Below are 15,175 nucleotides of genomic sequence, written 5' to 3'. Positions count from 1 at the left end.
CACCGCGCCTCCGGTTGACGGCGCACCGAGGAAGGGCGTTGACTGGGACTGTTCGAACAGGTGTTCGAACACCGTCGAGCTGCACCACCAGCACCGCTAGCACCACCCAGGAGGCGCGATGACCCTCGTCGACGCTTCCGGTCCAGCGACCGCCCGGACCGTCGATCGTCCCGCCGTCGATCGTGCCGCCATCGCCCGGGCCGTCCTGGCGAACGCCGAGCAGCGCACCGGCGTGCGGCGCGCCGCCGTCGAGCGGGACTGGGTGCGCACCTGGGCGGAGCCGCAGCAGACCCCGAACCGGTCGAGCCAGGTGTCGAGCAGCCGGATGTCGAACGTCGTGCCGTCGAGCACCGTGCCGCCGAACCCGGTGCCGACCTGCCCGTCGCCGCGGAGGTCCGACACCTGCTGCCCGGCGGTGTCCTGCGCCGCGGCCGCACCGTCGCCGTCACGGGCTCGCGCTCGCTCCTGCTGGCGCTGCTCGCACGGGCGTCCGCAGACGGGGCCTGGGCCGCCGTCGTCGGGCTGCCCGCGCTCGGGCTCGTGGCGGCCGCCGAGGCCGGGGTGGACCTGGATCGCCTGGCGCTCGTGCCCGACCCCGGCCTGGACGCCCCGCTGGCCGTCGCGGCGCTCCTCGACGGCATGGACGTCGTGGTCGTCGGGCCGGGGGCCGCGCTCAGCGACCCCGACCGTCGACGCCTGCAGGCCCGCGCCCGCGAGCGGGGACGGTGCTCGTGACCGCCACCGCGTGGCCCGGCGCCCACGTCGTGCTCGACGCCGCCCCCGCGGGCTGGTCCGGGGCGAGCGCCGGGTCGGGCTGGCTGCGCCGGCAGCGCGTCGTCGTCGAGCGGACCGGGCGGGCCGGGTGCACACCGGGCCGCTTCGAGGTCGAGCTCCCGCTGGGTTCCCGGGCGACGGCGTCGTTCCGCGACGCGGCCCCGGCCGAGCCCGGTCCCGTCGCCGTGCCCGACGCCGCCCCCGCGCCGAGGCGCCCGGGCCGTCCCGACCTGCGGCTCGTGGGGTGAGCGGCGTGACCGGCACCGCCGAGGCCCTCGCCCGGACCGCCCCTGCCCGGACCGCCGTCGTGTGGGTGCCCGACTGGCCCGTCCTCGCCGCGCTGACCGCGGCCGGGCTGACCGCCGACCGGCCCGCGGCGGTGCACGACCAGCACGGGATCCTCGCCGCGTCCGCGCTCGCCCGCGCCCAGGGCGTGCGCCGCGGCATGCGCCGCCGCCAGGCCCAGCAGGCGTGCCCCGAGCTGGTTCTCCTCGCCGCCGACGACGTCCGCGACGTGCGCGAGTTCGAGCCCGTCGCCGCGGCGGCGGAGACCGTCGTCGCCGGCCTCGAGGTCGCCCGGCCCGGCCTGCTCCTGCTGCCCGCCGACGGGCCGGCCCGCTACCACGGATCGGAGGAGGGTCTCGCGGAGGCGCTCACCGGCGCCGTCGCGCAGCGCACCGGGCACGAGTGCCACGTGGGCGTCGCGGACGGCATCCTCGCCGCCGTCCTCGCGGCCCGCGAGCAGCGGGTCGTGCCGCGCGGTGAGGCGCGCGCGTTCACCGACCCGCGCCCGCTCGGCGACCTCCTGCACGCGGCGACCGTGCCCGGCTCCGCGGGCGACGTCGCCGACCTCGTCGACCTGTGGGGGCGGCTCGGTCTGCGCACGTTCGCCGACCTGCGCGCCCTGCCCGCGTCCGACGTCGAGACCCGGTTCGGGGTGCTGGGCGCCTGGGCGCACCGGCTCGCCCGGGGCGAGGACCTGCGCCCGGCCGCGCGGCGCCGCATCGAGCCGGACCTCGCGGTCGGCCGCGAGCTCGACCCTCCCGCCGAGCGCGTCGACACGGCCGCGTTCGTCGCCCGGTCGCTCGCCGAGGAGCTGTACGAGCTGCTGGTCCGGCGCGGGGTCACGTGCGGGCGCCTGCGCATCGAGGCTCGCGCGGTCGACCCGGTGGACGGCACGCCCGCCGAGCTCGTGCGCGCCTGGCGCTGCGACGACGAGGCGATCGGCGGGCTGTCCGCCTCGCGCCTGACCGACCGGGTGCGCTGGCAGCTCGAGGGCTGGCTCACGTCCGCGGCGCTGGCCCGGCGCCCGCGTCGCCGCGGCCGGTCCGGCAGCGCCGGCCCGGACGACGTCGAGCCGCGGCCCGCCCCGATCGTCTTCCTCGGGCTCACGGCCGAGGAGGTCGTGCGCGCCGGCGCGCACCAGGGCGGACTGTGGGGGCGTCGAGCGGGCAGGACGCCCGCGCCCGTCGCGCGCTCGAACGCGTCCAGGGCCTGCTCGGCGGGGAGCAGGTGCTCGGGGTTCGGCTCCAGGGCGGCCGTGACGCCCGCGAACGCGTCCAGGTCGCGCCGTGGGGCGACGCCGCGCCCCCGCCCGTCCCGCCGACCGACCCTGGCCGGGTGCCCTGCCCGCGCCGTCGCCCGCGAGCGTGCTCGCCGAGCCCGTCGACGTCGTCCTGCTCGACCCCGGCCGGAAGCCGGTGGGCGTCGACGCGCGCGGAAGGCTCGACGCGCCGCCCGCGATCCTCGTCCGGCCGGTCGGCGTCTCTCCTCAGGGCGAGCCGGTCGAGCGTCGCGAGCAGGCCGTCCACCAGTGGGCGGGGCCGTGGGTGCTCGACGAGCGCTGGTGGTCGCCTGCCGCGCGGCGCGGCGCCTGGCTGCAGGTCGTGCTCGACGACGGCCGCGCGGCGCTGCTCGCCGGGACGCTGACCGCGGACGTGGACGTGGACGCGGGCGTGGGCGTGGGGGCGGGCGCGAGCGACGAGGGCACGACCTGCTGGCGGCTGGAGGCCCTGTATGACTGAGTACGCCGAGCTGCACGCCCACTCCGCCTACAGCTTCCTCGACGGTGCGAACCAGCCCGCCGAGCTCGTCGGCGAGGCGCACCGCCTCGGCCTCAGCGGGCTCGCGCTCACCGACCACGACGGCCTGTACGGGGTCGTGAAGTTCGCCGAGGCCGCCCGCCGGGTGGGCCTCCCGACCGTGTTCGGGGCCGAGCTGCACCTGCCCGTCCAGGCCGCCGCCCGGTCCACGGGCGTGCTCGACCCCCACGCCAACCCGTCCACGGGCGTGCTCGACCCGCCCACCGGCATCCCCGACCCCCGGGCCACGCACCTGCTCGTCCTCGCGCGCAGCACGCAGGGCTACCGCAACCTGTCCGCCGCGATCGCCGAGGGCCACCTCGAGGCGGGGGTCAAGGGGGCCGCGACCTACCGGCTGGGCGATCTCGCCGACCGGTCGGGCGGCGAGTGGCTGGTCCTCACGGGCTGCCGCAAGGGCACCGTCCGCTCCGCCCTCACCCGGGACTGGTCCCGCCGGGGCGCGCCCGGCGTCGTGACCGCGGCCGCCTACGACGACGCGAGGGCCGAGCTGGCCCGGCTCACGGACACCTTCGGCCGCGACGCCGTCGCCGTCGAGGTGACCCGGACCGGGCACCCCTACGACGACGCGGTCGCCGAGGCGCTCGCCGCGCTCGCCGACGACGCCGGCCTCCCGCTCGTCGCCACGGGCGGCGTGCACTACGCGACCCCCGCCGACGCCGACCTCGCGGGGGCGCTCGCAGCCGTGCGCGCCCGCTCCTCGCTCGACGACCTCGACGGCTGGCTGCCCGCCGCCCCCGCCGCGCACCTGCGCTCGGCCGCCGAGATGCTCGCCCTGCACCGCGACCGCCCCGACGCCGTCCCCAACGCCGCGGCGCTCGCGGCCGAGTGCGCGTTCGACCTCGACCTGCTCGCCCCGCAGCTCCCGCCGTACGAGGTCCCGCCGGGGCACGACGAGGCGAGCTGGCTGCGCGAGCTTGTGCGGCTGGGTGCGGAGGGCCGGTACGGGCCGCCCGAGGCGGAACGGATCGAGGGCGCGTACGCGATGATCGAGCACGAGCTCGGCATCATCGAGCAGCTCGGCTTCCCCGGCTATTTCCTCGTCGTCTACGACATCGTGACGTTCTGCAAGGAGCACGGGATCCTCGCGCAGGGCCGCGGGTCGGCGGCCAACAGCGCCGTCTGCTTCGCGCTCGGGGTGACCGCGGTCGACGCGGTGCAGCACGGCCTGCTGTTCGAGCGGTTCCTCGCCCCCGAGCGCGACGGCCCGCCCGACATCGACGTCGACATCGAGTCGGAGCGGCGCGAGGAGGTCATCCAGCACGTCTACGAGAAGTTCGGGCGCCGGCACGCCGCCCAGGTCGCGAACGTCATCTCCTACCGGCCGCGCTCCGCCGTGCGCGACGCCGCCCGCGCGCTCGGGTACGACGTCGGGCAGCAGGACGCGTGGAGCAAGTCGATCGAGCGCTGGGGGAGCCTGCGGAGCAGGCAGATCGTGGAGACCCCGTGGGGGAGCCGGGACCGCACCCCGCGGGTCACGGTCGACGACCTGTCGGGCATCCCGGACCCCGTCCTCGACCTCGCGGAGCGCATGCTCCGCCTGCCCCGGCACCTGGGCATCCACTCGGGCGGCATGGTCATGTGCGACCGTCCGGTCATCGAGGTGTGCCCGGTCGAGTGGGCCCGGATGGAGGGCCGCACGGTCCTGCAGTGGGACAAGGAGGACTGCGCCGACGCGGGGCTGGTGAAGTTCGACCTGCTCGGCCTCGGGATGCTCACGGCGCTGCGGATCATGTTCGAGCAGGTCCGCGAGCACACGGGGGAGGAGCTCGAGCTGCACGGCCTGCCGCAGGAGGACCCGCGCGTCTACGACCTGCTGTGCGCGGCCGACACGGTGGGCGTGTTCCAGGTCGAGTCACGCGCGCAGATGGCCACGCTCCCGCGCCTGCAGCCTCGGAAGCTCTACGACATCGTCGTCGAGGTCGCGCTGATCCGCCCCGGGCCGATCCAGGGGCAGTCCGTCCACCCGTACATCGAGCGGTCGCGGGGTCGGCAGCCCGTGACGTTCCTGCACGAGAAGCTCGAGAAGTCCCTCGGCCGGACGATGGGCGTGCCCCTGTTCCAGGAGCAGCTCATGCAGATGGCGATCGACGTCGCCGACTTCACGCCCGCCGAGGCGGACCGGCTGCGCCGGGCGATGGGCTCGAAGCGGTCGGCCCGGCGCATGGAGGAGCTGCGCGACCGCCTGATGAGCGGCATGGCCCGCAACGGGATCACCGGCGCGGACGCCGAGGAGGTCTACGACAAGCTCAAGGCGTTCGCCGACTTCGGCTTCCCCGAGTCGCACGCGTTCTCGTTCGCGTACCTCGTGTACGCGAGCTCGTGGATGAAGGTCTACCGGCCGGCCGCGTTCTACGCGGGGCTGCTCGCGGCGCAGCCGATGGGCTTCTACTCCCCGCAGTCCCTGGTCGCCGACGCGCGGCGGCACGGCCTGGTCGTGCGACGCCCGGACGTGCTCGCGTCGGGGGTGCAGGCGGTGATCGAGCCGAAGGCTCGACCTGAGGTCGAGGGTGCAGACGCTGACCCTCAGGTGGAGGTCGAGAGTGCAGCGTTCGACTTCTCCGCCCACCCGTTCGCTGTCCGGCTCGGGCTCGCCCAGGTGCGCGGCGTCGGCACGGACGTCGCGCAGCAGCTCGTCGCCGAGCGGGACGCGCACGGCCCGTTCACCGACCTGCGCGACCTCGCGCGCCGGGTCCGGCTGACCACTGCCCAGCTCGAGGCGCTCGCGACCGGCGGGGCGCTCGCCTGCTTCGGCGTGACCCGGCGCGAGGCGCTGTGGGCGGCGGGCGCGCTCTCCCAGGAGGGGCCGGGTCGGCTCCCCGGGGTGTCCGCCGGGGTCGAGGCGCCGACGCTGCCGGGCATGAGCCCGGTCGAGACGGCCGTCGCCGACGTGTGGGCCACGAGCGTGTCCGTCGACACCTACCCGACCGAGTTCGTGCGCGACCACCTCGCGGCGCAGGGCGTCCTGCGGGTCGCGGACGTGCTCGTCCACGAGCGCGACCGCCGCGTCGCGGTCGCGGGCGTCGTCACGCACCGGCAGCGGCCCAGCACGGCCGCGGGCGTGACGTTCCTGTCGCTCGAGGACGAGACCGGGATCCTCAACGTCATCTGCACGCAGGGCCTGTGGCGCCGGTTCCAGAAGGTCGCGCGGACGGCCGCCGCGCTCGTCGTGCGGGGGAAGATCGAGCGCGCCGACGACGCCACGAACCTCCTCGCCGAGCACCTCGCCCCGCTCTCGCTGAAGGTGCCCTCACGGTCGCGGGACTTCCACTGACCGCCGTCGTCAGGCGGGGGACGTTCCGCCGAGGGATCTCCCGTTCCCATGGCCGTGAGTTCTTCCGTCCCAGTGGCGGCGCTGTCGCCCGCGCTCCCGAGCTTGACGGTCAGCTTCACGGCACGCACGGACGACATCCCCGCCGCGTAGAGCGCGACCCCGACCGACAGGAGCACGAACCCGAGCACGTGGAACCCGTCCACGCCGAGCAGGATCAGCCCGACCCGGTCGAGCACGAAGCCCGGGGACATCGCGACGGCGCTGAGCGCGCTCGACGCCGCCCAGCCACCGAGCGCCTCGCGTGGGGTGAGGCGCTGCTTGGTGGCGCCGATGATCCGGGCGGGGACGGCGACGAACAGCACGAGCATCACCGCGAACGCCGCGCCGAGCGTCACGAGGTAGAGCAGCAGCGAGCCGGCCCGGGGCACGACGAACGCGGCCGCACCCAGCACGAGCCCGACCATGACCCCGGTCGAGACGATGCGCCCGGCCGCCTTGTTCGCGCGTCGCGCGGCGGGGACGATCCGGGGCGGCTCGTCGTCGATCGCGTACGCGAACACGGTGTTGCACCACAGCGCCACGACGCTCACGACGACGGACAGCGCGGTGAGCGTGAGGACGCCGGGGGCGTGCAGGTCCCGGAACGGCGCGCCGCGCAGGGTGTGGTGCTTGAGGTCCCACATGACGAGCCAGACCCACACGGCGGGCACGAGCTGGACGAGCGTGAGCCGCCAGTTGAGGATCAGCAGCCGCACGCCGCGCACGAGCAGGACGAGCGTACCCGCGGCCCACGCGACGGGCAGGAGCCACCGGCGGGACGACCCGAGCCGCTGCGCGCCCGACTCGAGGGCGCGTGGGTCGCCGTCGGCGACGAACCGCGCGAGCACCACGACCCGCGCGCCCAGGCCGCGCAGGGGCGGGCCGCGGCCGGGCGCGCGGCGGGTTCGTGCTGCGTCACGCACCGAACGGTAGCGTGCGGTCACCAGGCGGCGGCGAGCAGACGGGCCAGGAGCTCGTCGGCGTCCACCTCGAGCCCTCGGGCCGTGAACCAGCCGGCCATGGTCCGGCAGTCGCGGTGCAGCAGGTCGGTGCTGAACGGGTTGGCCGCCAGGTCGACGATCTGGGGCACGTCGATCACGACGAGCCGGTCGCCGTCGGCCAGCACGTTGTAGGGGGACAGGTCCCCGTGGGCGTAGCCGAGCGTCGCGAGCGTCGTCATGGCCTGCTCGACCTGGTCCCAGTAGTGGCCGAGGAGGTCGCGGTCCGGCCGGGTCTGCGCGAGCCGCGGCGCGGCCGTGGGGGCGTCGTCGCGGTCGCCGCCCGGCGCGCCGACGAACTCCATGAGCACCTCGGTCCCGTCCACCTGGACGGGGTAGGGGACGGGGACGCCCGCGGACCACAGCTCGCCGAGCGCCGCGAACTCGGCGGACGCCCACTCGCCCTGGGCGACGAGCCGTCCGTACGCGGACTTGCGGTCGAGGGCGCGCTGGTCGCGGGTGCGGCGGACGCGACGGTCCTCGGTGTACACGCTGTCGCGCCGGAAGGCCCGGTGCTCGAGGGTGCGGTACCGCTTGGCGGCGAGCAGGCACGACGACGCAGCCCCCGCGAGGCGGGCGGGCGGCGTGTCGTCCGGCACGGCACGGCGTAGGAGGAACACGTCGGCCTCCTTGCCGGTCTTGAGGACCCCGAGCTCGGTGTCGATCGCGGCGTCGGCGGTCACGACCCACGACGGGAGGGGGTCGGGGCCGCGCGCGCCCTTCTCGACGCTGTGCCAGGTGGACCAGCGCCGGTCGGGGCCGAGGTCGTCGAGGAAGAGGGCGGCGTCCACGGCGAGGTGCGGACCGTCGTCGGGCGCGAGGGCGAGGTCGACGCCGTCGCGGCCGTGGCCCTCGAGCTCGTCGCGGGCGAGGGCGTCGCGCCGTCGCGGGCCGCGGTGGGAGGAGGCGGGTTCGTCGTCGTCCCAGCGGGCACGCCGAGACGGGGCGGGGAGGAGGAAACAGGACGAGTGAGATCGTCGGGGTACGACACGGGTGGGCTCCAGGGGACACGGAGCCCGAGGCGTCAGTGCGCGGGACTCCGGGAGGGAAGGGGCGGCGGGCGCGCGCAGCGGCGCGCGTGAAGACATCGGCCACGACGCACCTCCCTCGTTCCGGGGCCCCGTCCGCCGGGGCCGTCCTGCCTGAATCTCGCACGGGGTGCGAGAGGGACGCCACGTGTTTTACGGGCGCCCTCGCTCGCGGCAGGCCGCGGTCAGTGCCCGAGCGTCGCCGACACGCGTGCGTACGCGTCCGCGGTGTCGAAGCCCATCTGCTCGAGCAGCGCCCACCCGACACCGAGCACCGCGTACGCGCTGACGGGGACGAGGAGCGCCCACTCCCGGCGCGAGCCCGCGTCGCCCAGGATCGGCAGGGCGACGTTGCCGCCCCGCTTCCACACGTCGTTGAGCACGTTGGTGCTCGCCCACCAGCGCGGCGGTCGGTGCCTGACCGGCCAGAGCAGCGGGACCCCGCCCGTGGTGAGCATGTCGCCCACAACGTGCACGGCGCACCCGATCCCGACGGCGAGCGGCAGCCACGTCCACTCGGTCGGGGAGAAGAACGCGACGAGCGTCGCGAGGGTCAGGGCTCCGAGCCACGGCGCCACCTTCCCGCGGACGAGGCGGAGCGCCTTGAGCGCGTAGGCGGCCAGCAGCACGGCCATCACGCCGGCGCCGACGTCCACGACGCCGAACCCGTCGACCGTCATCCGCCAGTGGCCCAGCAGCCACGCGAGCCCCGTGAAGACCGCGATCCCGAGGACCGAGTGCGTGCCGTGGCGGTGCCCGCCCGAGACGGCGCCGACGGCGCGGCACACCCAGTGCGAGACCGGCGGCAGGGAGTTCGCGATCGTGCCGTCGTGGTGGTCGGCATCGGGCAGGAGCGCGGCGCCCGCGCACACGACCGCCCCGGTCGCGACGCCCACGTGCGAGACGGGGTACCACCCGAACGCGAACGGTGCCGTCGCCGTGACCGCGACCCATGCGGCCGCGCCGCTCGCGGCGTGGTGCCCACCCATCATGGTGAGGATTCGACCATCTCCGGACCGACCGGACCAAATCGCTCGATCCCCCCATGTCGCGCCGTCACACCGCCGTAGCACGACGGACACACCGGCGCAGCACGCGCCGCCTAGCGTCGCGCCATGACGATGCCCTGGACCGTCGCCGACCGGCTCGCCGCCCCCGCGGCGGTGCTTCCCGCCCCGCACCTGGTGGTGCCCGCAGGGACCGACCTGTTCGCCGCGGCGCGGGCCTGGTACGACGGTGCGCGGTGGCTCCTCAGCCCCGACGACGCCCACGCGGCGGCCCTGCCCGTGGTCGCGACCGGTGCCCGGTTCCGCGGGGCCCGCACCGAGACGCCCCTCGTCGTCGCGCGTCTCGAGCTCGCTGCCGGCGTCGTCGTCGACGGACCGCTCACGCCCGGCGGACCCGCGGCCGCCGTGGCTGTGGCGCACGCCGGCCTGCGGCCCGACGTCGACACCTACCGCCTGCCCGACGACCCCACCGCCGCCGCGTGGGCCACCGCGGCGGCCCGCCACGTCGGGGGCGTCGTCGTCATCGGGGGGCAGGTGCTGGTGCCCCGCCCGCACGACGCGCTCGTGCGCCTCACGGCGTACGCCCCGAACCCCGCCGGGCTCGCCGACGTCGCGAGCCTCCTGCGCACCGCCCTGCCGTCCGCGCGGCCGGTCCGGACCACCGCGGCCACCACCGACGCCGCGGACGCGCTGCGCCACGACCTCGACTACGACGGCGCCGTCGTCGTCCGGACCGGCGAGGCCGACGCGGTCATGCCGCCCGCCCTGCGCGCGGTCGACTGGCGCCGGGTGGGCCCGCACACCTGCACCGTGACCTGGCTCTCCCCGAACCCCGACGACGATCCCGGCTCGCTCGACCTGATGTCGCTCCGCCGCGCCGCACCCTGGCTCGTGCGGGCGGCGCGCGCCCTGCGCGACGGGCTCGGCGGGACCCTCCTCGACGCCGACGGCTTCGTCGCGGACGACGCGACGCTCGGGGCGCTCGCGGCCGCGCGCTGACGGGGCGTCGGCGCGGCACGGTGGCGGTCGCCGCCGGACCCCGGCAGGATGGCGGCGCGGCGTCGACGGGAGGAGACCGCGTGACGGGCGAGGCGACGGGGACGGAGAGCGTCGTCCCCGCGGGCGGCGCCGAGTTCCACCCGACGTGGTGGCAGCGGGTCGCGTTCGGCGCGGTGGCGGCCGGGCTGCGCGCGACGCTCCTCGTCTCGCCGCGCCCGACCTGCTGGGTGGTGCGCCGCGTGTTCGCGCGCTCGACGGTCGACCGGGCGGCCCGGCAGCTCGCCGAGGCGCCGCCCGTGCACGCCGTGCTCGACGAGGCGTACGGGGAGGGGTCGCGTGCGCGCCTCGACGTGTACGTCCCGCCGGACGCCGTCCAGGCCGGCCGTGCCCTGCCGGTGGTCGTGTGGACGCACGGCGGCGCGTTCGTCGGCGGCACCAAGGACGAGCTGGGTGGCTACCTGCGCACCCTCGCGGCCCGCGGGTTCGCCGTCGTGGCGGTCGGCTACGACCGCGCCCCCGAGGCGCGGTACCCGACGCCCGTGCGGCAGGTCGTCGCGGCGCTCGCGCACGTCGCCCGGGAGGCCGGCCGGCTGCACGTCGACCCGTCGCGCGTCGTCCTCGCGGGGGACTCCGCGGGAGCGCAGATCACGGCCCAGGTCGCGGCGGCCCTCACCGACCCCGCCTACGCGCGGCTGCTCGGGGTGACCTCGCCCCTCGACGCCGGCGCGCTGCGCGGGGTCGTGCTGTGCTGCGGGATCTTCGACCTCGCGAAGGTCCCCGACACCGGCCCGTTCCGGCACGTGCTCGGCGCGATCGGGTGGGCGTACTCGGGCTCGCGCGGCTTCCGGGACGACGCTGCGTTCACGGCCGGCGTGGACGTCGGCGCCCACGTGACCGCCGCGTTCCCGCCGGCGTTCGTCACGGCGGGCGGGGCCGACCCGCTCGAGCCGCAGTCGCGCGCGTTCGCGGCGCTCCTCCAGGAGCGGGGGTCGCGGTCGACTCCCTGTTCTTCGTGGACGGCGACGGGCCGCCGCTGGGCCACGAGTACCAGCTCGAGCTCGACACCGACGACGGCGCTGCCGCGTTCGAGCGCATCGTCGGCTTCGTCCGTGCGAGGGTGGGCGGATGACCGGGCACCTCGAGCTGACGGACTGGCGGCGGCGCGTCGCGGAGCTGTACGCGCACGTGCGGACCCGGGTGACGGAAGACCCGGCGGCCGCGCACGCGGACTGGCGCGAGGGGCGCGACCGGCTCTTCGCCGAGCACCCGCAGAGCCCCCTGCCGCCGGGCGACCCGCTCCGCGCGTCGGGGCTGCCGTACTGGCCGTACGACCCGGCGCTCCGGTTCGAGCCGCGCCTGCTCGCCGCGGAGCCCGCGACGCTCGCCCTGGGCGCGGGCGACGACGGCACGACGACGCTCGAGCGCGTCGGCCGCGTCGAGGTCCCCGGCGTGGGGTCCCTCGACGTGTGGTGGCTCGCCCAGTACGGCGGCGGCCTGTTCCTGCCGCTGCGCGACGGCACCGCGGGCGCCGGCTCGTACGGGGGAGGGCGCTACCTCCTGGACACCGCGAAGGGCGCGGACCTCGGTGGGACCCACGACACGCTCGTCGTCGACCTCAACTTCGCCTACCACCCCTCGTGCCGCTACGACCCGCGGTGGGTGTGCCCGCTCGCCCCCGCCGGCAACCGGACGACGACGCCGGTCGAGGCGGGCGAACGCCTGGCGTGACCGCGCGTCGGGCGGGTGACGCGGCGCCGAACGGGACGTGACGATCCGGCGACACGTGCGCCGTCTCGCAGGAATGTCCTCGTCCTGACGGCCCGGTCCGGCCCATACTCGAAGCGCGGGCTGTTCCGCCCGCCTCGTGCGACCGGGGAGGTGACGGCGATGACGCGCACGACGACGCGCGCGACGGCGACCCACGCGACCGCCGCACGCACCATGGCGAACGCGACCCGCCCGCTCGCGGGCGCCGACCGGCTCGTGCGGTCGAGCACCCTGCTCCTCAACGCGTCCTACGAGGTCCTGTGCTTCGTCGAGACCCCTCGCGCGCTGACGCTCCTCGTCAACGAGCAGGTCGACGTCGTCCAGGCCGCACCCGACCGGTTCGTGCACTCGCGGCACCTGACGCTGCCGTGGCCGACGATCGTCGCGCTGCGGCACTACGTCCTCGTCCCGTACGACGTCCAGGCCACCACCGAGACGGCGAGCCGCAGCCAGGTCCTCGCCCGCGACAAGCACACGTGCGCCTACTGCGGGGGACGGGGCACGACGATCGACCACGTCGTCCCGCAGTCCCGGGGCGGGCTCAACACGTGGACGAACCTCGTCGCGTGCTGCGCGCCGTGCAACAACCGCAAGGCCGACCGGACCCCCGAGGAGGCCGGGATGCGGCTCCTGTTCGAGCCGCATCCGCCTCGCGACGCGAGCGCGCTCCAGCGCATGGTCTGGGACCTGATCGGTCAGGGCTGACGCAGCGCGTGGACCTCGCGGCGGGTTCGAAACCTCCGCGCGCTTCGTGCTATGTTTCTACCCGCGCCCCGAGGGGAAGCACCGGCGAGAGCCGGGGCGATCCGCGGGTGTGTCACCTGTCCGGGTGGCGGAATGGCAGACGCGCTAGCTTGAGGTGCTAGTGCCCTTTATCGGGCGTGGGGGTTCAAGTCCCCCTCCGGACACTCGTTGAGACAGCGACGAATTAGGCCGCTCACCAGGCATTACGCCCGGCGAGCGGCCTCTTTCGTGTCACCGTCGAAAGCCCGTGTACCCACACCGTGTACCCACGGCCACCGCTGAATGGCATTGATTCGCCGTCGAACACACGGCGAGCGCCTCACGAGACCCGCGCCACGTCCCCGACGTCGAACCAAGCACCCTGCACCCTGAGCCTCGGGTCGCGCCAGTGCACGAGCACGGCGCGCCCGGCCCAGTACCCGACACGCCCTTCGATGGTCTCCTGCCCATCGCGCTCCCAGACGACGCGCGCGCGGACGGCGACGGGGGTCATGTGCCGCTGTTCGTGGAAGGGCGGGATGTCGACTGCGTTGAGGATCTGCTGCCAGCTGTCGCGGCCGGAGTCCCAGGAGTGGCCGGCGGGGTCGTGGAAGGTGGGCGCGGTCATGGGGGAGTGTCGCGCGGGGGTGGGACAGACCCTGGCGGTGCGATGCCCGTGGGCCTACCTTCTAGCCATGAAGCATCGCATCGTCGACGACAAGGGTTCTGTTCTCACTGAGTTTGAGTCGCCAGATCAAGGGAACCCGACCATCTTCTTGGCGCACTACCTCCACACGGTGGAGCCGGGGACTCGGCTCGGAATCGAGCGCTTCGAGGGTGCCAAATGGGTTGATGTCGGCTACTGGGCGACTGCCGAGTAGGAACGCCAAAAGCGCCCCGCCCTCCCGAAGGAGAGCGGGGCGCTGTGGTGTCTGGGTGCTAGCCGACGTCGATCGGTCCGGCGTCGCGGACGACGATCTCGGGCGTGTCGACGACGCGGATCCTGGCAAGGTGCCGGCCGATGGCGAGGGGGATGGTGCCCTCGCCTTCTGCGTCGGGGCCGGCGACCAGGATCCTGTAGGTGCCGTCGGCTTCCTCGAGCGGGTGCCAGTCGTCGGTCTTGTCGAAGTCGACCTCGTAGGCCAGTCCGGTGACGTCGGCCGTGATGGTCCAGTGAGCGTACTCGCGGGCATCCGGGCTGAGTCTCATTGGTCCCTCCGTGGGCCGGTGATGGAGAGCTGGCGTCCGGTCGGTCTGCCGATGCGCAGGTCGCGTCCGAACGGGCCGGAGACGCGCACGGTGATGTCGCGCCAGTCGCCGCCCGGGGTGTAGGTGCCCTGCCATGCCGCCTGTGCGACGGTGACGGCCACGGTGGGCGTCTGAGCATCGAGCGAGCCCGTGAGGGCCTCGGGTGGCGTGTAGGTGCCGGAGATCTCCGCCTGAGCGACATGGGCAACCACAGTGGGCGTGGCTGCGTCGAGCGTCCCGGTGTACGTGGGCGCGGTGACGATGCCGGTCCATGCGGCTTCCGCGACCTCGACGCCGACCTGGGGTGTGGTCGTGTCGATGGCCCCGGCGATCGCTCCCGGTGGCGTGTAGGTTCCGGTGAGATCGCTGGTGGCGACGCCGATGCTCACCTCGGGGCTGGTGGCGTCCAGGGATCCCGTGAAGGTGGGCGCAGTGACGACACCGGTCCAGGCTGCTGACGCCACGTCAGCCTGGACGCCGGGTCCGGTGGCGTCGAGGCTGCCGGTGTAGACCGGGACGGTGACGGTGCCTGTGAGTGCCGACGTCGCGACCTCGACGGTCACGGTCGGGGTCGTCGCATCCAGGGCGCCCGTGTAGGCCGGAGCGGTCACAGTTCCCGTCATGGTCGCGGTGGCGACGCCGGCGGCGACCGTCGGGGTCGTGGCGGCGATCGCGCCGGTGACAGCGGGCGCGACTGGGGTGTTCATGTAGGTCGCGATGTCGGACGCCGAGAGCGCCGTGTTGAAGATGCGGACGTCGTCGATGGTGCGTTGCGTGATCGCCGAGGAGGTCTCGTCGCCGAACGCGGTTGCGATATACCAGGGGTCAGCGCGCAGGGCAGCCAGTGCCGTCGCCGACCCGCCGTTCATCGAGGTCCCGACCGCCGTCCCGTCGACGTAGAGCGTGTTCGAGGTTCCGGAGATGACGTAGGCGAGGTGGTGCCATGCGTTGGTGGTGAGCGCATTGGATGCGATCCGCCCACCGGTCTGCATCCAGGTCGCCGGCTTGCCCGACTGCGTGATCGTGCAGTACCACTCGCCCGTGTCGTCGGACACGATGTTCAGGTCGGCGCCGGATTCGGGCCATGACGCCGGGGTCTTGACCCATGCCATGACGGTCATCGCGGTCAGAGTGCCCGTTCCAAGCGCGCGAGCAGTCGGTGAGGTGCCGGTCGGAATGACACCGCTACCCGTGTGCCCCGGGGCCCAAAGACTGGATG

General features: G+C 75.0%; 14 protein-coding genes, 1 tRNA gene and 1 pseudogene. 10 read left to right on the top strand and 6 right to left on the bottom strand.

The window, feature by feature from the left end:
* Positions 1-96 precede the first annotated feature (96 nt).
* Entirely contained in the window at positions 97-402 is a 306-nt protein-coding gene (locus QQK45_RS19145; RefSeq protein ID WP_284294585.1) for a hypothetical protein, read from the bottom strand.
* On the opposite strand from QQK45_RS19145, the gene QQK45_RS23625 reads away from it, so the two are divergent.
* From QQK45_RS23625 to QQK45_RS19125, 4 genes are read left to right on the top strand one after another with little or no spacing between them, the layout of a single operon-like run.
* Positions 376-735 (top strand): hypothetical protein, encoded by a 360-nt coding sequence (locus tag QQK45_RS23625; protein WP_488803265.1) that lies wholly within the window; start codon positions 376-378, stop codon positions 733-735. The two genes, QQK45_RS19145 and QQK45_RS23625, sit on opposite strands and share 27 nt — an antisense overlap.
* Entirely contained in the window at positions 732-1,022 is a 291-nt protein-coding gene (locus QQK45_RS19135) for a hypothetical protein (protein ID WP_284294583.1), read from the top strand. The genes QQK45_RS23625 and QQK45_RS19135 overlap by 4 nt, the downstream gene beginning before the upstream one ends.
* Positions 1,023-1,027: 5 nt before the next feature.
* Positions 1,028-2,794, top strand: a complete 1,767-nt coding sequence (locus tag QQK45_RS19130; RefSeq protein ID WP_348525296.1) for a DNA polymerase Y family protein — start codon at positions 1,028-1,030, stop codon at positions 2,792-2,794.
* Positions 2,791-6,147 carry an error-prone DNA polymerase gene (locus QQK45_RS19125; protein WP_284294582.1) on the top strand — a complete coding sequence of 1,119 codons (3,357 nt, stop codon included), beginning with the start codon at positions 2,791-2,793 and terminating at the stop codon, positions 6,145-6,147. The genes QQK45_RS19130 and QQK45_RS19125 overlap by 4 nt, the downstream gene beginning before the upstream one ends.
* 979 nt (positions 6,148-7,126) lie before the next feature.
* Here QQK45_RS19125 and QQK45_RS19120 read toward each other — a convergent pair.
* Positions 7,127-7,975 carry a serine protein kinase RIO gene (locus QQK45_RS19120; protein ID WP_284294581.1) on the bottom strand — a complete coding sequence of 283 codons (849 nt, stop codon included), beginning with the start codon at positions 7,973-7,975 and terminating at the stop codon, positions 7,127-7,129.
* A gap of 422 nt (positions 7,976-8,397) precedes the next feature.
* Entirely contained in the window at positions 8,398-9,204 is an 807-nt protein-coding gene (locus QQK45_RS19115; protein WP_284294580.1) for a metal-dependent hydrolase, read from the bottom strand.
* Between the two features lie 123 nt (positions 9,205-9,327).
* Here QQK45_RS19115 and QQK45_RS19110 point away from each other — a divergent pair, with 123 nt between their 5' ends.
* From QQK45_RS19110 to QQK45_RS19095, 5 genes and pseudogenes are all read left to right on the top strand, one after another.
* Positions 9,328-10,218: a hypothetical protein gene (locus QQK45_RS19110; RefSeq protein WP_284294579.1), complete on the top strand. Its 891-nt coding sequence runs from the start codon at positions 9,328-9,330 to the stop codon at positions 10,216-10,218.
* Between the two features lie 20 nt (positions 10,219-10,238).
* Positions 10,239-11,201: pseudogene (locus QQK45_RS23465) on the top strand (alpha/beta hydrolase); the annotation flags it as partial.
* A 142-nt stretch (positions 11,202-11,343) separates the two neighbouring features.
* Positions 11,344-11,946 (top strand): DUF1684 domain-containing protein, encoded by a 603-nt coding sequence (locus QQK45_RS19105; protein WP_284294578.1) that lies wholly within the window; start codon positions 11,344-11,346, stop codon positions 11,944-11,946.
* Between the two features lie 159 nt (positions 11,947-12,105).
* Positions 12,106-12,690 carry an HNH endonuclease gene (locus QQK45_RS19100; RefSeq protein ID WP_284294577.1) on the top strand — a complete coding sequence of 195 codons (585 nt, stop codon included), beginning with the start codon at positions 12,106-12,108 and terminating at the stop codon, positions 12,688-12,690.
* Positions 12,691-12,808: 118 nt separating this feature from the next.
* A tRNA-Leu gene (locus tag QQK45_RS19095) sits at positions 12,809-12,893 on the top strand.
* Positions 12,894-13,048: 155 nt separating this feature from the next.
* Here QQK45_RS19095 and QQK45_RS19090 read toward each other — a convergent pair.
* Positions 13,049-13,336, bottom strand: a complete 288-nt coding sequence (locus QQK45_RS19090; RefSeq protein ID WP_284294576.1) for a hypothetical protein — start codon at positions 13,334-13,336, stop codon at positions 13,049-13,051.
* Positions 13,337-13,403: 67 nt separating this feature from the next.
* Between QQK45_RS19090 and QQK45_RS19085 the strand changes: the two genes are divergently transcribed.
* On the top strand, positions 13,404-13,589 hold the full coding sequence (locus QQK45_RS19085) for a hypothetical protein (RefSeq protein WP_284294575.1): 186 nt from the start codon (positions 13,404-13,406) through the stop codon (positions 13,587-13,589).
* 58 nt (positions 13,590-13,647) lie between these two features.
* Here QQK45_RS19085 and QQK45_RS19080 read toward each other — a convergent pair whose 3' ends face one another.
* Together QQK45_RS19080 and QQK45_RS19075 are read right to left on the bottom strand one after the other, a co-directional pair.
* Positions 13,648-13,917, bottom strand: coding sequence for a hypothetical protein (locus QQK45_RS19080; RefSeq protein WP_284294574.1), 270 nt, complete (start codon positions 13,915-13,917; stop codon positions 13,648-13,650).
* Positions 13,914-15,077, bottom strand: a complete 1,164-nt coding sequence (locus tag QQK45_RS19075) for a LamG-like jellyroll fold domain-containing protein (protein WP_284294573.1) — start codon at positions 15,075-15,077, stop codon at positions 13,914-13,916. The genes QQK45_RS19080 and QQK45_RS19075 overlap by 4 nt, the downstream gene beginning before the upstream one ends.
* Positions 15,078-15,175: the final 98 nt, after the last annotated feature.

This window comes from Luteimicrobium album (genome assembly GCF_030161555.1).
GTDB classification, from domain to species: Bacteria; Actinomycetota; Actinomycetes; order Actinomycetales; family Cellulomonadaceae; genus Luteimicrobium; species Luteimicrobium album.
This window is presented reverse-complemented; position numbering and strand designations above follow the sequence as displayed.